This is a genomic window from Colwellia meonggei, from assembly GCF_057537295.1.
This window is the reverse complement of the sequence record NZ_BAAJLZ010000005.1, coordinates 30,716-48,585: the sequence shown is the minus strand read 5'-3', so window position 1 is coordinate 48,585 and position 17,870 is coordinate 30,716. Positions and strand designations below refer to the sequence as shown.

The window sequence follows — 17,870 nt, the reverse complement described above, 5'->3', positions numbered from 1 at the left end:
TATTATTCAGGCTAATCATTGCCGCTTTTTTTGCAAATATGTGGCAACAACCTACCGTTTACCATAACTCATAAATTCCCACCTTAATTAATCAGCATCTTTCTTAATTTGCATCACGCTTATAGCACTCCTCACAACAGTTATAAGAAGATAAACATAATAAAATTTACTTGGCATAATGCATGCTTATTCATAATTTATATGCAGTTTAAGTTTAAAGACAATGCATTTCGGTAAATTAATACATGAAACTCTAAATGAAAAAGGACTATCATTATGATGATCAATACAAATTATGCAGAACAACTTAAGCTAGCGAAAGCTCAAAATGCTGAACAAGTTCACTTTGATACGACAGCTAAAAATAATAAAAAGGTTACTTCCACTGCGGATACATTAACTTTATCTGATGCAGCTATAGCAAAAATGACAGGTAACGGCTTTCATCAAGATTCTCCAACATATGTTAAACCAACAACAGCTCGCTCATTACTTGCTACAAACTCAACGAACAATACAGAAGTTTCTTCAAAAAATGACGACAGGTTTAGCAATATGATGCAATCAATTCTAGACAAACGTCTAGGGGTTGACCGTGAACAACTTGAAGAACTCGAAGCTATGATGGAAGAGATTGCAAAAAATGAAAACATGAGCCCTGAAGAGAAACAAAAAGCTATGGAACAATTAGAAAAAATGCGTGAAGAACTTATAAAAGAAAGTATTGAAAGCCAAAAGGTTGCCAAACAAACATTTAAAACTAACGAAGAAATAAAATAAGTAAGGTTTCTATTTCTACTTACTAATTAATTACGCACTAAATAGTTTTACGTACTACTTAGCTAGTGACGAACAAATACACTTAATACCCGACCAACAACTTGATTAGAACTTATAGGCCCCAACTGCTCTACAGAAATACTACCGGAATTTTCCCCTTTCACCCAAATAAAACCGTGATGGTCAACTAAAGCAACTGTTTTTACAATAAGTCCATAATGTTGATGTTCTACAACTATTTTCTTACCTTCTGCAAGAAACAAGTTGGTAAACCAATTACATGACAGCACGTAACTATCATTTGGAATTTTCGGCGACATGCTGTCACCTTTTATTTTAAAGAATGTAAAACCGAACATAATGTCACCTAATTTACCAATGTTTATTTAACGGTTTAACGTTGAACTTTCATCTTGCGTTGCTTCATGGCACTTTGCCGATATACAAGTAAAACTGAACACAGCGTCTAGCTTTTTAATAATTCGATATAACATTTTTTTGCCCCTGATTATTAAAAGATTCAAAGATATATTTCACAAATAGTATCAAGCTGGCTAAAGCAGAAAAAGCAACCAGCGCGCTGATAAAATCTACTAGCCAAGACAAGTGATGACTATGGTCATGCCCTTCATGTGGGAGTTTACTAAAGCTAAAAAAGATTAATAAAAACAAAATAATAAACTTCACGCTACTCACTCCTATGGCCAGCCTATATTTAAAAACTAGTGGACAACATCTACCTGACACTCAATAGTTTGTTGTAAATTCTCCAATTGCTGTAAGCAGTGCTCGCAGGTTGGATATTTTTTAGCAAAATGTAAAATGGCTTCTAACCTATCGGCCAAGGCAGAAAACGCAAGGCCACGTAATGAATAACTTACATCGTCATTTTGGCTAGTTCGATAAGCTTCCTGATAAGCTTTAACTAAATAGCTTATTGAATTTTGAAACTCGCCTTGTGCTTCAAATAGTGTCGCTAAATTCTGGCAAGCACATATCCACGCCATTAATAATGACTCGCATTCCTTATCATGAAACCATCGCCCTTCTAACTGGCTAAATGCCGACTTGTAATAAAGTTCTGCCTTAGTCCACTGTTCGGCTTCATAGCTGTAATTCCCTTTCTCCATCAAAACTTGCCAATGCATAGCCATTCCTATTAAATACCAACAACAAGCAAATGATAATCATTATCAATTGTGTTTGCAAATATAATTTTTGCCTGATTATAATTTGACATTACAAAAGCCTGCTACTCCCTACCTGCAGATAAAAGAAACAGTGTTAATTAACAAAACCAACAATTATAATGGCGAAAGAACCATACTGCTGCCTAGCTACTTTTGAAAGTTTACAATATAAAAAAATACATACTGTCGCTTACACTTGGCTCACTACTATTGGTAAACTGCCCGGCTTTATCTGCTAATAAAAATATTACCGTCAGTGTGCCTTCGTTTGCACCGTTTAACTCATTCGCTGAAAAGTCTCAATGTCTAGGCGCAAGTACATTAGCATTACAGCTAATGACCAAAAAACTCGGCATTGAAATGGAGCTAGTCTCCTACCCATATGCGAGAATTTTGCATAACTTGAAAAGTGCTACATTAGATTTAGCTCTAATTTTTAAAAACAGCTCTATTAGTAATGATATTGACTATATTGGTCCCGTTTCCTATTCGAAAATAGTTGTTGCTAGTCAGAACAATATTAGCGTTAAAAGTTATGCAGATTTGAAAAACCTTAAAAACATTGCGGTGATCAGAAATGCAGAATTTAACTCTGACTTTGATAACGACAAGTCGTTGCATAAAGTAAGTGTAGATAGTTATCAACAAGCAATTAGGATGTTAAAACATAAACGGGTTGACGCAGTTATTGGTTCTTTAGTTGGAATAGACTACGCCTTACAACAACAGAATATGAGTAAAAACATACTGCAAAATGCGCTTTATATTAGTAAAAAAGAATGGGGCTTACATATTTCGAAAAGCTCACAATTTCAGAGTTTGCTACCTACGCTGAAAAAAGCCGTGCAGCAAACTTATCAAGAAGACCTGATTTATCAACTATACCAACAACAATTAAAAACTTGCCTTTAAGCAATCAACTAAGCTATTAGATTATAAAAGTAATTAACCAACACAAGTAACCCAAAAGAGCTGTTGATTAGGTATCTGACTACACGCTCATAAAAACGTTTATAACGTATTCATTATCAGATTTTGGCTATAAAAAAGGGCCTAAACGGCCCTAATATCAATAAAATTGATAGCATTATTTACTTAGTGTATCTGCAATATAGCTATCAATAAAGCGTTCAAGAATATCTAACGGTACCGCACCATTTTTAAGTACCACATCGTGAAAGTCTCTCAGGTCAAATTTAGCACCTAAAGCAGACTTTGCTTTCTCACGCAGTTCAAGTATTTTCATCATACCAACCTTATATGAGGTAGCTTGGCCTGGCATAACAATGTAGCGCTCAATTTCAGAAACAACGTCAGATTGCGCCATTCCTGTATTTGCTTTCATATAATCAATGGCTTGTTCTCGCGTCCATTTTTTGTAATGAATGCCAGTATCAACCACCAAACGTACTGCCCTAAATAATTCAGCTTGTAAACGACCTATATTATCAAATGGATCATCCTGGAAGCCCATTTCCCAAGCTAAATATTCACTATATAACGCCCAACCTTCTACATAAGCAGTAAACGGCGAAAACATTCTAAACAAAGGTAAGCCTTCAAGTTCCATGGCAACAGCAATTTGAAAGTGATGCCCCGGGATCCCTTCGTGATAAGCGAGAGTTCGCATTGAATATTTAGGTGTTGCTTTAATATCATACAAGTTCGCAAAAAAGCGTCCTGGACGGCTGCCATCGATCGCTGGCTGTTGATAATAAGCCCCTGGAGCAGTCTTCTCTTTAAACTCTGGAATTCTAACCACTTCCATACCGGCTTTTGGGCGAATTCTAAATGCAGAATCTAAATTAGCATCGATTTCATCTAAAATTATTTGATAATCTTTAAGTATTTGCGCTCGGCCTTCATCACTGTCTTCGTAATAAAAACTTTCTTGCGCTGCCAAACTATCAATAGCATTGGTAAAGCCATTTGATACATCGTAATTTTCAGCTGCCAGTATTGCCATAATTTCCGACTGAATACGCGCTACTTCAGCTAAACCTACATCATGAATATACTGTGGACTATAATCAGTAGTGGTAAAAAACTTCAGTGCACTCGCGTAGGCTTGCTCGCCGTCAGGTAATCGCCAAAAGCCATCATCATCAGTTGCTTTTGCTTTAAGCTTCGTAAAGTAATCAATTAACGCTTGATAAGCAGGATGAACATATTCACTAATATTACTTTTGGCGTTCATCAGAAAATCAGCTTGTTGCTGCTCAGAAATACTGTCGCTTTCGGACATTTTTTTAACTAACGAACTATAAAGAATATTCTCTTCAATTGGCTTATTAACGAATGTTGTCATTTCCTCCAAAACACGATCAATAACAAACGCAGGTGGAATAATTCCCTTTTCTTCTCGCAGTTTTATACCTTCTAATTCCTGCGTAAATTTGCGCTGCACCAACATCAAGCGCGATAAGTAGTTTTCTACATCCTCCGCACTATTAATTTGATGTTGAGCTTCCATAAAGCTCGGGTAGCCATTCTGAATACCAAACAATTGATTAACAGGATAATTATGATAACGGTATTGTTCTGATTTTTTAGCGAAGTTTAATAAATACATTGCAATTTCTTTCGATAATAAATCAGCTTCACTCAAGCTGTTGTCATCGTATGATTGCATAGTTTTATGCACTACTTTTAATTTAGCAAATAATTCATCGCCTTTTGCAAGGCTTGCATCGTCTAGTTCTGCATTATGTCCAGTAATGCCTACAGACTCTAAAAAACCTAATGAAGTTAATGTTTCAGGGCTATCAAATGCCATTTTTAGGACTTCTCGGTCAACAAAAGACCGAAACCTAAATGGTTTGTCAGCATTCCACTCATAGGCAGCAAAACTGCCACCAACAACGGTGATGATAAGTAAACCAATACCTAACCACTTAAATATTTTTTTAACCATATTCCCCTCTTCAGGTACACTTATTAAGTCATTAAAATCATTAGCTTAATTGTGTACTATTGTTATTATCAAATTGACGTTAACAAACTAATAACAACAAGTAAAAGGAATTAATACATTTAGAGTAGGTAAAATAGTAATATGAGTGCGAATAGCTCTAGGAACAGCTATGCACTTACATTAACAGCTAAGGCTTTAATGGGTGACGATTTAAATAACCATTGGCAATATTAATAAAAACCCAAATTAAGGTTAGTGGGAATAAAATAAGAAATAAATAACGCATATACATAAGTGGCATTATGGCTGAGAACGCTAAACAGAAGGTATACACCGCCAGCGATAATTTATTTTCTTTTGCATACTGAAATGCTGAGACAAAATTACCAACAACCCCTAAATTTTTCAAACGTGCGATCAAACACGGTAAAATTCCGACCACAACTGACAGATAGGCAAAGAGCCAAGCTAATAATAAATTTGCCCAATAAAACTCTTGGCTAAACTCGCCGCTATTATTGCTAGAAATATTAAAGGCTTTGGCTAGAAAGGAATTTGAATCAACATAAATGCTGTAAATGGCGATTGCATCTGTGATCCAAATAAGAAAAAACAAACTCTGTACTATCAAGACTAAGCCGACATTGACAAAAATAACCGACTTTTTGTCCTGTTTATCTTCAACATTTTTAAATAGTAATGGATGCAACGCTAGACTAACTAAAGGGATAAATAAAACAAAACCTGAACAAAATGATATATACATAGACGACAAATCGTAATCTATTAACCCTTGTTCAATAACTGATGCAATAAAGAAAATAGCGATTGTTGCCGTTAATAATAAAGTAGCACTTAGAGCTTTATTTTTGAAAATTTCTTTTTCCGTCATCATTTTATAGGTTTCCAGTTATTCTATATTCCTGCTAAATAATAAAGCAACTACTGGCATTTTAAGTTGATTTAAATCGTTTTATATTCAAAAGTTGAAAATAAATGACTACAACACTAACAATGCTCAATATCAAAAAACCAAATACAGCCTATTGATTTAGTTATCAATTAAAAGACACAGGTATTCCATATTAAGCGTTGATAAAACGTTACTAAAGTTGTGTAGCGAAGAAGGACTGAGCCAAGCTTTAGCAGTTCCGCTTGACGACCTTGTTAGATATACACTAATTCAACTATAACTTTGACTATCAAAAGAAAAATGCAGAAAAAACAGTCCAAAACCATATAAATACTCAGACCAATTAGAGTTTGCATTTAAATAATAAAGTTTTTTTATAAATGACGCCGTGGCATAAATAGCCTACACCAATAAATAAAAATAAGTGCCATATCACTGGTTTTAAGTTGGAGCTTACAATTACTCCTGCCTAACCTAAGACAAGCAATGCAAAGACAGATGTTAAGATAAACCATTCAGAAATATACTTATACTCGTCACTCGAGATATTCAAATGCCAGATCTTGCATGTATACCTAACGCCCATTTAAGAGGCTGATAATTGTTTGCTAAAATGTTGAAGAACGAAAACAGCAAACTGTTTTTTGTCCTGCTTTAACGACTTGTTAGAGTTTAATTACAGCAGACTATTTTTTATAGGAATAGTGTACTTAATTTCTTTATCTATTACCCACTGATTTTGTCCATCTATATTCTTAAAAAACACTCTATGGGCGAGTAATTTATCATCATTAAATTCCACACTCAGTAACTTTGATGGGTAGTAACTACCTCCAAGCTTAGTACGTTTTGCTGTTACGTAACTTGAAAATTTAAAAGTACCATCATTATTTAACCAAATAAGATATAAATCTTCTGGCTGCCAAGATGAGCTGATAAATATTCCACTTTGATTACACGTTATCTCTCTGAAGTTTCGAGGAAGTCTAAATCGCCACTCTGATGCGACTAACGTAGAATGTGAATCTATTAGCTTATTTGACGTAACCTTTAATTTATCACTACATGTATTTTCTTTATATAATTCATCAAGTTCAATTGACCGTAGCTCTCTAAGTTCTTTGCTAACTATTAATTCTGAAGTTGAATTTGTACTTTTTATAACTTTATTTATGTCATCTTTTTTTGATATTTGCATCAGTTTAGCAAGTTTTTTACTTGTTTTACCTCCAGACCAACCAGTAGCGGGAACTGCCCAGCTTAAAATGCTTTCTCCTGAATCCCTGTCAAAAACACTTATTTTGACTTTAGAAAATACAGCCTTTAATTTAAGGTGTTCCCAAATCCCTTTAATTAAAGATTGAGTAACAAGATATCTAGGTTTATTTTCTTTTGTGGATAATTCAATATAAATAACGTCACTAGCGATTCTTCGATATCTGTCATTTTCAATATGAATATCATTAAATCCGTCAGCAAATAAATAGCTTATATCAAGGATTCTATCAGCCGGTGAATCTACGTCCTGTAGTTTCAACTCTATTGATTCTGAAGAGACAATTCTTGGATTTGTAAAGTAATCATTGTTGGATACAAGAATTAATAAAAATATCAATACTAATACTAGAGCTTTTTTATTGAACTTCATTTGAAATATTCACCGATACTTGGAAAAACTCTAACGCCTCATTAAGAGGAAATTTATAGTTGGTTAAAATGTTGAACGCAGTGAAAACAGCCAACTGTAAATTCTCCTGCTTTAATGACTTGTTATGACTCTTTTGATTTACCATTTATACAATAATCAAATGTTGATATCACAGAAGTGTCCATATCATGTATTTTTAATAGAACTCTACACATATCTTTAGGTGGCAAAATCCAAGCTGCGAAATCTCTAGCCATAAAATCATATATAGGTCTTGTATATTTTTCAGCAGCTTCTTTATCGGTTAAGTATGCATAAGCTAGTTCATAAAAGCGCATTCTCTCTTCTCTATTGATAGGTTCACTGGTCTCTAAAATTTCATACATGAGTTCTTGTATTCTTGATAGGGCTTTAGGGTACCTAGTTGCCGCAGCTATCTGAGCAGCACCTGTACCCAAAGGATCGTTCGCTGACATTTCTTTAAAAGAAATATCGCCATATTGTTTTGCTTTAGTACCAAAACTTGCAAGAATACTTCTTGCAATAGGACGCATATCTTTACCATTATCTAATTGGATCTGAGGGCTAAATGCCACTCTAGCAACAGTTTCAATAATATAATTAGACGGATTACTTATCTTTGAGGCAAGTTTAAGGTGGTACTCTTGAATTTTTGGAGGAAATAGAACCCGAGACTCCATCGCCAATGATGCTCTCTGGTATATGTTATCTGGAGCACAAGTTCGCTGCGTTATCTCATCAGTTTTTCGATAGATTCCATTAGCTAAAAATTTTACGGCTCCAATATCGAGCCAAGAAGATCGTGATGCTTTAGACTCTAGAATTTGTACAGCTAGCTCGTACTGATGCTTTTCATTTGGGTTTGTTTTAACGCAAAAACTATCAAGGCGGCGATCAAGCTCTCCAAGGAGCAGAGCATCAGAGTCCCACTTGGGCTTAGTAGACATATATTCATTGCTTAAATAGCCAAGAATAATACCGGTAATTAAAGTGATAACCAATTTTTTCATATATACGAGACCATGTGGATAGAGTCATAACGCCCTATTAAGGGGCAAATTGTAGTTAACTAAAATGTTTAGCGAAGCGGAACCAGCCAACTGTTATTTATCCCGCTTGAACAGCTTGTTAGCATGAATTACCCAATTCCTTAATTGAAACCTAATACTCCATGAACCAACAATTTTAATTTATCCGTACTGAAAAAAAGATCACGATAAACTAAGTAAACTCCTTCATCCGTTAAATGGTACTGATCAGGTGGAGGGATTTTCTTTGATAGCTGATAATATTCTGGATTACCAAAAGCATTGCTTTTAACTTTTAATGACGCAACAATCCATTCTTTGTCTACCCCTCGCTCTCCTTCATCGGGGTGATGCTTGTTAATTTTAAAAATTGAAAAGTCACAAAAATTTGTTTTACGCTTGGCGTGCCACCAAAATTGCGGGTCACTACCTAAAAGTGTGGAGCCAAACGGTAATTTTTCGCTGGTCATTATTTCAGGTGCTAGCTTAGTTAAAGCTCTACGATGCAACTTAGTTAACTTAATGTTTACAGTAAACTTTAATTTTTTCAATAACCTAATGCGTTTATTTTTCCTATATTGACTATATAGGTGCATTGACACAAAAACTAATAGCGCCAATATTATCCAATACTTTGGGCTTTCCCAATCTATATCCATATCAATCCTTTGATTACTTGCACCACTATCAGAGAGTAGTCATGCTAACGCCCTGTTAAGGGCAAATTGTAGTTGGCTAAAAAGTGTAGCGCAGCGGAACCAGCCCACGGTTTTTTGTCCTTATTTATTAGCTTGTTATGTGTTTTATTCGCCAAGCCACTTAAATTTGGAATCTTTTATTATTTTATTAAACTCAGCCTTAGTGATTTTGTCGCTAGCTAAATCATCTTCTGCTGACCAAACATCCTTCTGATATTCATATTCTATAGCGGCAAGAATATAACCTAGTTTTCTTTCAGTAATACTCCCCTTATGGAAGTGAAACATCGCTAATTTTTTATTCCACGACTCACCTTCAGGAGGTTGTGGCAATGTAAAATCAAGGGTTAGAAGCCTTTCATCTGATATTTTGAAACCTTTTGCTATTGAATCTTTAGCGCACTCATAAAGCATATAATCAATAGAGTCTTGAAGGCCATAAAAATGCCAATCATAACCAACATTACAACCACCTACGATTTTTCCCTCTTTGTCAGTAATATCTATTACTCTTTCAGCACAACCTGAAAGGCAAAAAATGACTACGCTTGCTTTTAATAAATTTCGATACATCAATGAACTCTTCTAAACACATAACGCCCCAATAAGGGGCTGATAATGCTTGGCTAAACTGTGTAGCGAAGCGAAACTGAGCCAAGTTTTAGCAGTCCCGCTTGAACAACTTATTATGTTTTTTGTAACTTCTTAGTCACGACAAAATAGCTAGACGCATCTTTAAATATTTCTTCAGATTCTACCGTTTGAAACCCGCCAACTTCTAATAATTCTTCTACTTCAGAACTCGTGATTCTTCTTATAGGAATGGGGATTAATCCAAGTTTACACAACACCCGTACAAGCTGGATTTGAAGACTAACTAAAAATGACATCTTTTGACGCAAACAAGGCGTTACGGAAATAAATATACCTTCTGGCTTTAATAATTCATTTATTCGTAGTATTACATCCTGAGGATTTGGAACTGTATGTAACATGTTGAAAGCCAAAATAACATCATATGATTCTTTAGAATATTTGCTATCAAAAATATCAGATTGTTCGAAACTTACGTTCCCAACTTTTGCAACTGCTGCTTTATCCTTAGCTATTGCGATCATTTGCGTTGAAATATCAATTGCGTGAATCTCTTTAACTTGTCCGGAAAACTGACAAGCTGCAGTTCCAGTTCCGCATCCATAATCGAGAACAGAATCGCCACTTTTTAGAAATTTTCTAGTATTTTCTCTAGACCTATTATGAATGTACTCAAATCGCTCTTCAGTCTTGTCATAGTTTTTAGACGCACCATCCCAAAACTTTTCCGGTTTATTCATTCTATACACCTTAATGGGAAAAACATAACGCCCTAATAATGGGCAAAAAATTGTTGGCTAAAATATGAAGCGAAGCGGAACCAGCCAACTGTTATTTGTCCCGCTTGAACAGCTTGTTAGTTGCCTTTTTTACGAAACTTAACAACACCATAAATGTAATTTAACACTACACCAATAATTAAAAAGAGAACATAGGAAGACATTTGATTTTCTGTAAGATCACCCAAGTACCAAAAGTAACTGATAAATGCCAAAAATACAGAAAGAAATACTAAGCTTAAACCTACGCTCTTGCCAAATGCTTTAGGATTAGAAAAATTCTTTTCGTTGAACCCAGAAATTAAACCTCTACGTCCTTTAAAAGCAATCAAGTATCCAGAAATACCACAGGGAAAAACAGCGAAAAATAAAATAAATAAGGCTTCAATTGTGAACTCTTCCATGTGCACACTTCTTGGCAACTAACGCCCGCATAAAGGGCTGATAATAGTTTGCTAAAATGTGTAGCGAAGCGGAACCGAGCAAACTGTTAGCAGTCCCGCTTTAAATTCTTGCTAGGTTTTATTCCATACCTTAATGAACTGCCGACTGAATGATATACCAGTCTCCATTTTTCTTATATATGTCAACTTCGATCACTGCATCCCGTTTTTCATAGATACCTTTCCAAACGAACCGGAAAATATCTAAATCATCAAAACTAAAGTTTCTCAACCTACATAGAAATTCATAGCCCTTATTCGTGCCGTTTCTTTCATGCATCCCCTTGATGTCTTCTGAAAATCTCTCTCTCGAAAAGTTACCAAGGTACTTATTTTCATAACGCTTCGTATACAAATCAAAGTTCTTTGTGTCATCTGCTTCCAGCATTTCCTTCAGATAATTTTCGGCTATTGCCTGTACTTTTGAAAAACCTGTCATAATTTCATCCTTGTGTTTGATTTCTTTTTACCAAACCTACCACCACACCTGTTTTTAAAACCTAACGCCCAAATAAGGAGCTGATTAATAGTTGGTTAAAATGTGAAGCGAAGCGGAACCAGCCAACTGTTATTTGTCCCGCTTGAACAGCTTGTTATATGCTATTTTCTCCATTAAGAAAGAATAGAATGATAAATTCTGATGCACTAATTGATGCTAGCTGAATGATAAGACCAAACATTATTCCAATTCCAGCTTGCGCATCGGGCTCGATACCAAACAATAACATAGGTACTACTAGAAAAGTGAGTATCGCAGGAATACTCCTAATGATAGTTAATTTAGTATTTCGATAATTGTTCGCATTAGATAAAAAATATAGAACTGCATAAGGTGCTAACAACAAGTAAAAGATTATTTCACTTGGGAACCAATACTTGATACCAATTGAAACCAAAGACAACACAGCTAAAGCTTTAATCGGAATATAAATTTTTAGGAAACTCATGGCTCTCCTTAGCACATAACGCCCATTTAAGGGGCTGAAAATAGTTTGCTAAAATGTGTAGCGAAGCGAAACCGAGCAAACCGTTAGCAGTCCCGCTTTAAATTCTTGTTATATGTAAATTACACCGGTTTTTCAATATTTGAGTTTGTAATTAAGTCATTTTTTAACATTAAAACTATAAGGTACACGATATTTAATGGTGGCGTGATACATAATAAAACACCTATTAATGCAGCCATTTTCGGCGTAGATGTCTTACGCTTACCTAAGTAATAACTTATACCTCCAACGGCAAACATAGATATAAAGATTATTTCACCAAGCAGTGTTGCATTGATGTTCATCTGAAGAACTCCTTTTACATATAACGCCCACATTAAGGGGCTTTTTATTAGTTTGCTAAAATTGTGAAGCGAAGCGGAACCGAGCAAACTGTAAAAAGTCCCGCTTTAATTGCTTGTTATACGTTTTTACTCAACACTTAGAATCATTTCTTTTCTGGAATTCTCATGAGTTAATACAACGCAACTTTTAATTGATTTATTTAACCATGATAAGAAGTTAAGTAAAACAACAAAGTCACTTTCAGAATTTATATCTTTGGGATCTATATCAAACTCAATTTCATTACTTTTGAAAAAGTGACAATTAACTAAAAGTTCACCGACCTTAATAGAAAGTAATGTTGGATCAGTATTTTGTAACTCCCAGATTGAATCAATTGAGTCAGGCAAAGTAGCAATGTTACCGCCGTGCGTAAAAGCATGTGAATACTCTGCTGATTTTAAAGCAGCAAAGAATAACTCCCATGAATCTAGTGATTCTGAAGTAACAATGATGTCTCTCAGTGAGCCATCTTGTTCGAAGTATGATTTTAGATTATTCCATCTATCCATGAGAAACGTATAACGCCCCAATAAGGGGCTGATAATAGCTTGCTATAATGTGTAGCGCAGCGGAGCCGAGCAAGCTGTTTGCAGTCCCATTCCTTTATTGGCTTGTTATGAATACACTACATTAATATCATGACTATTTTGTATAAAATCACGAAAACTATCTATAGAGCAACTAGTTTGTTTGAGCATAATTTCTATTGGCGCTTTGCTTGGGTAATAAATCCTAACTAATTGATTATGCTCAGTGTCAGATTGAAAGCTAATTTTTTTTATTTTCGATAAATCTACTTTTTTCTTAACAAAGAGATTTATATTCAAAGATAATTCATTTCTTTCAATTGTCGCGAGAGGCCTAAAGCGAGTAATCGTTTTGAATAAATAGAAAGTTAATCCAAATGGAAGATAGATAAAGTATAGAAGTAAAGATTCATCTAAATTCCCCTCACCTAATCTAAGTGTTGCAGCACGGTCTACAACAAAGGCAAATAAAAGCGGAACATAGAGTATTTCAGAATTTTTCCAGAAGATTCTAATTAAAGAATCATTAATCGCTTTTCCATTTCGATAAATTTTATTCATCTACTTCAACTAGACTTCCATGTATTCATAACGCCCAAATAATGGGCTAAAAATAGTTGGTTAAAATTAGCGAGGCACGAGCAAAAGCCAGCTGTTTTTTGTCCGTTTAAGCAACTTGTTAGAATTACAGGCCAGCTAATACTCTAACTTGTGCTGACATTGCATTTCCTGATATCCCTGGGTAAATTCTTGAGAAATTGATCCCCATCGAGTCTAAGTCAGCCAATGCGTTAACTGCATTATGTGCTGGTATAACGTATTTGATTAATTCACCATCATTTGGATAACTTGCAACGTATTCCTCAATCGAAGATTGTGGTGTGCGCAAGTAAGTAAATTTCCCATGTTGATTTTTTATACGTTCGTTTCCGAAGGATGGTACATTTACTATTTCACAACCAAACTCCGAGTTCCAAATTGGGTCTTCAGTTTTTATAACCCAAATTGCAATTTTATCTCCAGAATTTTCTGTAGCACGTATGTGACTACTAAAAGCAAAGAAAGCAGAAACATATGGGCTCTCACTCCAATCCAAAAGCCTAGTTGGGAGTCCATGATGCTGTCCGAGACTTAACATCAAAATCTCACTATTTCTCACTTCATCTGTAAGATCTTCTAATTCACATTCTTTTATGAATTGGTTAAGTAAACTTTTAGCTGTGTTCACTTTATTTTTAAGCTCACCATGATACCAGCGGTCAAAAGAAGGGCTTAATGACCAATTTTCACCACCTTGTCCTCGGAACAAAAATTTTCCTTTTTTAAAACGTCCATTGTCATAAAGATCATCGACTATTTTTGATTTAAAGTCCGTCCAATCATCACATTCAATTGTTTTTATCGTCATCGATATACTTCCATTTTATGGGTAATTCTAACGCCTAACTAAGAGGCGAATAATTGTTGGCTAAAATAAGCGACGAAGGAGCAAAAGCCAACTGTTATTTGTCCTTTTGAGTAACTTGTTATGCGTATTATTAAATGACAGTGCATACTCCTGTTTTTTGAATTGGTCTTAATAATTTACCAAGTAATGTCCCGTGACTTGAATAAACGGACTTTGATTTAGAGTCAATAGTTACAACCATTATCGAGCCATCCTTTCTTTCTTCAAAGAAAGTTATACCATTCTTGTTTGGAAAGTGTAGTAATTCATACCGTCTATTTTTCCCAATATGATAAGACTTATTAGAACTTTCATCGAGTAACAAAGTTAATGTATACCACCTTTTATTTCCATTTGAATCAAAACCGCTTTCATACTTACAGGTGTATATGGTTGCACTAACAGGAGTACATATAAATAATATAAAAAAAAGAAATAGTGACTTCAACATTTATCCTTAAACGCATAACGCCCAAATAAGGGGCTGATTAATAGTTTGCTAAAATGTGAAGCGCAGCGAAACCGAGCAAACTGTTAGCAGTCCCGCTTTATTTTCTTGTTAGTTGCCAATTGCACCTGTAGCAAGATCTTCTTCTTTTTTTACAATGTCTTTGAAGTTAATCGCCGCAGTTTCTAAAGTACTTTTACCTTGGTAAATTGCAACATCTCTAGCACCTGCACCCAAAGCCATTTCTCGAAATGCTCTAATCTCTATCATAGTAAGCCCGCCTTCTGTTTTTTCCATTGGGTGAATTATTATTGCAGGAGCTGGAGAAATGAATTTTTTACCAACAAGCTTTTTAACGATCTCTTGGAGTAATCGTTCTCCAATAAAGAAGTCATTTAGCAATGCCCGAGGGTGGGTAAAAGGATTTAGAGGATTAAGGTAAGCATTGTTACCAAAAGCAGTAACATCCTTTGCCCCGTTCTTGCGAGTTTCAACTTGCAAAAGCGGCTTTTCATCAAAGACTTCATTAGTTTCTACATCTACAACTCTAATACGGTTTTCCCATATTTGAACATATAAAGTAGAACCGAATCTATTGATAAAACTACGAATCATGAACCAATCCTTCCTTGGCAACTAACGCCAAGCTAATAGGCGTTTACTGTTTGGCTAAAATTGTGAGCGCAGCGAAACGAGCCAAACTTTAAACTTCCCATTGAGCGCCTTGTTATGCGCTGGTTACGATAACCACAAACAGCGCCATTTATATAAGGTTTCGTGGCTGCCCGACCGCAGAAAACAAGAATTCCCACGCAGCGCGACACACCAAACCATGAATTTTTGAGCCACTTAAATATATAGTGACTTTGCCACCAAACCTAACTTGGCGAAAAACTGTTGAGCCAAAAGCTAAAACAGCATTATTGGTAAATAAGTTACCAAAACAAAGAGTCGGCAACAAGCTCCCTAACCTTTGTAAAGCACCAGCCGAAAACATTAAATTTAATAGAATTTGCGGCTGACGCATAACGCCCACGTTAAGGGGCTTTTTATTAGTTTGCTTAAATTGTGTAGCGAAGCGGAACCGAGCAAACTGTAAAAAGTCCCGCTTGAACTGCTTGTTATGTGTATTTCACATTTATATATTTCTTTGCGTAATAACCCGACCATATTGCAAAGATGACAACCGAAAGCCAATACAGTTGTGGGTGGGATTGTTTTGTAACCCAAACCAACCCTTTCATTGGAATGTATTCAGCATATAAAGTAGACACCACAATTGAAAATAGTAAAAAGAATACGAAAGCATTCTTTTTTGTCGGACTCATTTCACTAATATGGTTTTCTTTATCTTGCTCATTTTCGTTTGCCCTAAACTCTAGCTCGTCATTGATTTGTTTTAATCGTTCAGGAAACCTTACCCGATCAATACTCCTCAATGATTCGTGCAGTTCAGTAATCGTATACTTTGAATAGTTAGGTTCAGATGGCATAGTTTATCGATACACATAACAGCTTATTAGTAGGAAATAAGTACACTTTCTACAAGCCACCTATAATTCCATTACGTTAAAATATGCACATACGCTAATTCTTTTATATTAAAGAATCAACAACTAAGCATAGTAATTAACTTTTATTTGCGTGAAAGCGGGAAAAATGCACACTTTCTTTTGCAGAAAGCAGGAAATGGACTAAGCTGTATAAATATACAGCACAACATGATAATTAAAAAATTATATGTCTTCTCTTTTTCTTGCACATGTTACAGATAAAATGCGAGTTAAACGCTATGCGAAAAGAACAATAAACACATACGTTTATTGGATCAAAGCGTACATTAATTATAATAACAAACAACATCCAATAGATTTGCATAACGGTGAAGTTGAAAACTTCTTAACCTATTTAGCTTGTGTAATGAATGTTGCACCAAAAACACAAGCGGTTGCTCTAAATTCGTTAGTATTTTTATACCAGAACATTTTAGATAAACCTCTAACATTAGATCTTAACTTTAATAAAAGCACGGTATCGCCCAAACTGCCTACTGTTTTAACGCAAAATGAAATCTCGTTATTTTTAAAAGCGGTAAAATCCCCTTACGAATTACATTGCAAACTAATGTACGGCAGTGGCCTTAGGTTAATGGAAGTTGTAAAATTAAGAGTTCAAGATATTGATTTTGATTTCAACGCCATATGCGTTTGGAATGGCAAAGGAGGAAAACATAGAAGAGTAACTCTTGCAAAGGAGCTGGTAATATCACTCAAAAACCAAATTGCACTTGCAACGGCTTACTTTGAAAAAGACATTGAAAATGCAAAATTTTCTGGTGTATGGCTACCAAACGCCTTAGAGCGAAAATACCCAAATGCGCCAAAGCAATTAATGTGGCAGTTTCTATTCCCTTCTAAACGGCTCAGTGTCGACCCTGAAACAGGTGAAATTCGCCGACATCATATCCATAGTACAGCATTAAGAAAGGCTGTCACTCAAGCAGCTAACAGTTTAAATATTGCAAAACATATAACTTGCCATAGTAAAGATGATCTTGTCAAATGTTACATTCCATTAAAGGTAATAAAAACAGCACCTATTGAGTATGTAACAAAAATGGAGTTTTTCGTACTTAAAGCAGCTTAATATTCCCATATTTTATATTTAAATCTGAAATTCTTTTCTCAAGTAATTCAACTTCTCGTTTCAATTTTTGATTATCCATTTCATATTTAGCATTTAAGGATACTAATTTCTGAACATCTTCTTTAAGACGAATATTTTCATCTTTCAATTTTATTTTGTCAGCTTTAGTTTGAGTATACTTATCTTTAAATGAGTTATCATTAGCAATAAGTATAGACTTATTGTGTTTCTGAATTTTTGTAGCAATGTCAGAATAACGATTATAAATGGTTGAATGTGAAATCCCAACAGTTTCAGCTAAAGCAGTTATGGATATTTTATTTTTCACTGGTTGATCAAGCAAAACCTTTAAATTTTTCTCCAGCTTTTCTCTAGTATTATTCAACATATCAATAAATACCTACTTAATGTAAAAAACTTAATACTAGAAAGCTTCATTCTGAGTATTGGTTATACGTTC

The 17,870-nt window shown here is 34.9% G+C and carries 23 protein-coding genes; 3 read left to right on the top strand and 20 right to left on the bottom strand.

What is annotated here, in order from left to right; translation table 11 throughout:
* The first annotated feature begins 276 nt into the window (after window positions 1-276).
* A complete protein-coding gene (locus AC27E9_RS13025; RefSeq protein ID WP_487130846.1) occupies window positions 277-780 on the top strand; it encodes a hypothetical protein in 504 nt (167 codons plus the stop codon).
* Between the two features lie 62 nt (window positions 781-842).
* Here AC27E9_RS13025 and AC27E9_RS13020 read toward each other — a convergent pair whose 3' ends face one another.
* Together AC27E9_RS13020 and AC27E9_RS13015 are read right to left on the bottom strand one after the other, a co-directional pair.
* Complete coding sequence (locus AC27E9_RS13020) at window positions 843-1,139, bottom strand: S24/S26 family peptidase (RefSeq protein ID WP_487130844.1); 297 nt, start codon at window positions 1,137-1,139, stop codon at window positions 843-845.
* A gap of 363 nt (window positions 1,140-1,502) precedes the next feature.
* Window positions 1,503-1,928 carry a hypothetical protein gene (locus AC27E9_RS13015; protein WP_487130842.1) on the bottom strand — a complete coding sequence of 142 codons (426 nt, stop codon included), beginning with the start codon at window positions 1,926-1,928 and terminating at the stop codon, window positions 1,503-1,505.
* Window positions 1,929-2,180: 252 nt separating this feature from the next.
* On the opposite strand from AC27E9_RS13015, the gene AC27E9_RS13010 reads away from it, so the two are divergent.
* The gene (locus tag AC27E9_RS13010) at window positions 2,181-2,882 is read left to right on the top strand and encodes a substrate-binding periplasmic protein (RefSeq protein ID WP_487130840.1); all 702 of its coding nucleotides are present in this window, start codon (window positions 2,181-2,183) and stop codon (window positions 2,880-2,882) included.
* A 175-nt stretch (window positions 2,883-3,057) separates the two neighbouring features.
* Here the strand turns inward: AC27E9_RS13010 and AC27E9_RS13005 are convergent, their stop codons facing one another.
* The 17 genes from AC27E9_RS13005 to AC27E9_RS12925 form a co-directional block, all read right to left on the bottom strand.
* Window positions 3,058-4,884: a DUF885 domain-containing protein gene (locus AC27E9_RS13005; RefSeq protein ID WP_487130838.1), complete on the bottom strand. Its 1,827-nt coding sequence runs from the start codon at window positions 4,882-4,884 to the stop codon at window positions 3,058-3,060.
* Between the two features lie 187 nt (window positions 4,885-5,071).
* A complete protein-coding gene (locus tag AC27E9_RS13000) occupies window positions 5,072-5,779 on the bottom strand; it encodes a hypothetical protein (protein ID WP_487130837.1) in 708 nt (235 codons plus the stop codon).
* Window positions 5,780-6,473: 694 nt separating this feature from the next.
* Window positions 6,474-7,445, bottom strand: a complete 972-nt coding sequence (locus AC27E9_RS12995) for a hypothetical protein (RefSeq protein ID WP_487130835.1) — start codon at window positions 7,443-7,445, stop codon at window positions 6,474-6,476.
* Between the two features lie 122 nt (window positions 7,446-7,567).
* On the bottom strand, window positions 7,568-8,476 hold the full coding sequence (locus AC27E9_RS12990; RefSeq protein ID WP_487130833.1) for a hypothetical protein: 909 nt from the start codon (window positions 8,474-8,476) through the stop codon (window positions 7,568-7,570).
* 140 nt (window positions 8,477-8,616) lie between these two features.
* Complete coding sequence (locus tag AC27E9_RS12985) at window positions 8,617-9,153, bottom strand: hypothetical protein (protein WP_487130831.1); 537 nt, start codon at window positions 9,151-9,153, stop codon at window positions 8,617-8,619.
* A 144-nt stretch (window positions 9,154-9,297) separates the two neighbouring features.
* Window positions 9,298-9,765, bottom strand: coding sequence for a hypothetical protein (locus tag AC27E9_RS12980; protein WP_487131308.1), 468 nt, complete (start codon window positions 9,763-9,765; stop codon window positions 9,298-9,300).
* A gap of 113 nt (window positions 9,766-9,878) precedes the next feature.
* Entirely contained in the window at window positions 9,879-10,526 is a 648-nt protein-coding gene (locus tag AC27E9_RS12975; RefSeq protein ID WP_487130829.1) for a class I SAM-dependent methyltransferase, read from the bottom strand.
* 116 nt (window positions 10,527-10,642) lie between these two features.
* On the bottom strand, window positions 10,643-10,969 hold the full coding sequence (locus AC27E9_RS12970; RefSeq protein ID WP_487130827.1) for a hypothetical protein: 327 nt from the start codon (window positions 10,967-10,969) through the stop codon (window positions 10,643-10,645).
* 130 nt (window positions 10,970-11,099) lie between these two features.
* A complete protein-coding gene (locus AC27E9_RS12965; protein WP_487130826.1) occupies window positions 11,100-11,447 on the bottom strand; it encodes a hypothetical protein in 348 nt (115 codons plus the stop codon).
* 154 nt (window positions 11,448-11,601) lie between these two features.
* The gene (locus AC27E9_RS12960) at window positions 11,602-11,955 is read right to left on the bottom strand and encodes a hypothetical protein (RefSeq protein WP_487130824.1); all 354 of its coding nucleotides are present in this window, start codon (window positions 11,953-11,955) and stop codon (window positions 11,602-11,604) included.
* A gap of 119 nt (window positions 11,956-12,074) precedes the next feature.
* On the bottom strand, window positions 12,075-12,299 hold the full coding sequence (locus tag AC27E9_RS12955; RefSeq protein WP_487130822.1) for a hypothetical protein: 225 nt from the start codon (window positions 12,297-12,299) through the stop codon (window positions 12,075-12,077).
* Window positions 12,300-12,425: 126 nt separating this feature from the next.
* Entirely contained in the window at window positions 12,426-12,851 is a 426-nt protein-coding gene (locus AC27E9_RS12950) for a hypothetical protein (protein WP_487130820.1), read from the bottom strand.
* Between the two features lie 105 nt (window positions 12,852-12,956).
* On the bottom strand, window positions 12,957-13,430 hold the full coding sequence (locus tag AC27E9_RS12945) for a hypothetical protein (protein ID WP_487130818.1): 474 nt from the start codon (window positions 13,428-13,430) through the stop codon (window positions 12,957-12,959).
* A gap of 124 nt (window positions 13,431-13,554) precedes the next feature.
* Window positions 13,555-14,277: an FRG domain-containing protein gene (locus AC27E9_RS12940; protein ID WP_009831833.1), complete on the bottom strand. Its 723-nt coding sequence runs from the start codon at window positions 14,275-14,277 to the stop codon at window positions 13,555-13,557.
* A gap of 598 nt (window positions 14,278-14,875) precedes the next feature.
* Complete coding sequence (locus AC27E9_RS12935; RefSeq protein ID WP_487130816.1) at window positions 14,876-15,379, bottom strand: rod shape-determining protein MreB; 504 nt, start codon at window positions 15,377-15,379, stop codon at window positions 14,876-14,878.
* A gap of 148 nt (window positions 15,380-15,527) precedes the next feature.
* Window positions 15,528-15,791 (bottom strand): hypothetical protein, encoded by a 264-nt coding sequence (locus AC27E9_RS12930; protein ID WP_487130814.1) that lies wholly within the window; start codon window positions 15,789-15,791, stop codon window positions 15,528-15,530.
* A 94-nt stretch (window positions 15,792-15,885) separates the two neighbouring features.
* Window positions 15,886-16,257 carry a hypothetical protein gene (locus tag AC27E9_RS12925; protein WP_487130812.1) on the bottom strand — a complete coding sequence of 124 codons (372 nt, stop codon included), beginning with the start codon at window positions 16,255-16,257 and terminating at the stop codon, window positions 15,886-15,888.
* Window positions 16,258-16,504: 247 nt separating this feature from the next.
* On the opposite strand from AC27E9_RS12925, the gene AC27E9_RS12920 reads away from it, so the two are divergent.
* Window positions 16,505-17,410 carry an integron integrase gene (locus tag AC27E9_RS12920; protein ID WP_487130810.1) on the top strand — a complete coding sequence of 302 codons (906 nt, stop codon included), beginning with the start codon at window positions 16,505-16,507 and terminating at the stop codon, window positions 17,408-17,410.
* On the opposite strand, the gene AC27E9_RS12915 is transcribed toward AC27E9_RS12920, so the two are convergent.
* The gene (locus tag AC27E9_RS12915; RefSeq protein WP_487130809.1) at window positions 17,397-17,798 is read right to left on the bottom strand and encodes a hypothetical protein; all 402 of its coding nucleotides are present in this window, start codon (window positions 17,796-17,798) and stop codon (window positions 17,397-17,399) included. The genes AC27E9_RS12920 and AC27E9_RS12915 overlap by 14 nt on opposite strands.
* Between the last annotated feature and the right edge of the window lie 72 nt (window positions 17,799-17,870).

Bases quoted from the DNA above. Each gene is read 5' to 3' on its own strand.
- AC27E9_RS13025 (WP_487130846.1), top strand. From the start codon at position 277: ATGATGATCAATACAAATTATGCAGAACAACTTAAGCTAGCGAAAGCT.
- AC27E9_RS13020 (WP_487130844.1), bottom strand. From the start codon at position 1,139: ATGTTCGGTTTTACATTCTTTAAAATAAAAGGTGACAGCATGTCGCCG.
- AC27E9_RS13015 (WP_487130842.1), bottom strand. From the start codon at position 1,928: ATGCATTGGCAAGTTTTGATGGAGAAAGGGAATTACAGCTATGAAGCC.
- AC27E9_RS13005 (WP_487130838.1), bottom strand. From the start codon at position 4,884: ATGGTTAAAAAAATATTTAAGTGGTTAGGTATTGGTTTACTTATCATC.
- AC27E9_RS13000 (WP_487130837.1), bottom strand. From the start codon at position 5,779: ATGATGACGGAAAAAGAAATTTTCAAAAATAAAGCTCTAAGTGCTACT.
- AC27E9_RS12995 (WP_487130835.1), bottom strand. From the start codon at position 7,445: ATGAAGTTCAATAAAAAAGCTCTAGTATTAGTATTGATATTTTTATTA.
- AC27E9_RS12990 (WP_487130833.1), bottom strand. From the start codon at position 8,476: ATGAAAAAATTGGTTATCACTTTAATTACCGGTATTATTCTTGGCTAT.
- AC27E9_RS12985 (WP_487130831.1), bottom strand. From the start codon at position 9,153: ATGGATATAGATTGGGAAAGCCCAAAGTATTGGATAATATTGGCGCTA.
- AC27E9_RS12980 (WP_487131308.1), bottom strand. From the start codon at position 9,765: ATGTATCGAAATTTATTAAAAGCAAGCGTAGTCATTTTTTGCCTTTCA.
- AC27E9_RS12975 (WP_487130829.1), bottom strand. From the start codon at position 10,526: ATGAATAAACCGGAAAAGTTTTGGGATGGTGCGTCTAAAAACTATGAC.
- AC27E9_RS12970 (WP_487130827.1), bottom strand. From the start codon at position 10,969: ATGGAAGAGTTCACAATTGAAGCCTTATTTATTTTATTTTTCGCTGTT.
- AC27E9_RS12965 (WP_487130826.1), bottom strand. From the start codon at position 11,447: ATGACAGGTTTTTCAAAAGTACAGGCAATAGCCGAAAATTATCTGAAG.
- AC27E9_RS12960 (WP_487130824.1), bottom strand. From the start codon at position 11,955: ATGAGTTTCCTAAAAATTTATATTCCGATTAAAGCTTTAGCTGTGTTG.
- AC27E9_RS12955 (WP_487130822.1), bottom strand. From the start codon at position 12,299: ATGAACATCAATGCAACACTGCTTGGTGAAATAATCTTTATATCTATG.
- AC27E9_RS12950 (WP_487130820.1), bottom strand. From the start codon at position 12,851: ATGGATAGATGGAATAATCTAAAATCATACTTCGAACAAGATGGCTCA.
- AC27E9_RS12945 (WP_487130818.1), bottom strand. From the start codon at position 13,430: ATGAATAAAATTTATCGAAATGGAAAAGCGATTAATGATTCTTTAATT.
- AC27E9_RS12940 (WP_009831833.1), bottom strand. From the start codon at position 14,277: ATGACGATAAAAACAATTGAATGTGATGATTGGACGGACTTTAAATCA.
- AC27E9_RS12935 (WP_487130816.1), bottom strand. From the start codon at position 15,379: ATGATTCGTAGTTTTATCAATAGATTCGGTTCTACTTTATATGTTCAA.
- AC27E9_RS12930 (WP_487130814.1), bottom strand. From the start codon at position 15,791: ATGCGTCAGCCGCAAATTCTATTAAATTTAATGTTTTCGGCTGGTGCT.
- AC27E9_RS12925 (WP_487130812.1), bottom strand. From the start codon at position 16,257: ATGCCATCTGAACCTAACTATTCAAAGTATACGATTACTGAACTGCAC.
- AC27E9_RS12920 (WP_487130810.1), top strand. From the start codon at position 16,505: ATGTCTTCTCTTTTTCTTGCACATGTTACAGATAAAATGCGAGTTAAA.
- AC27E9_RS12915 (WP_487130809.1), bottom strand. From the start codon at position 17,798: ATGTTGAATAATACTAGAGAAAAGCTGGAGAAAAATTTAAAGGTTTTG.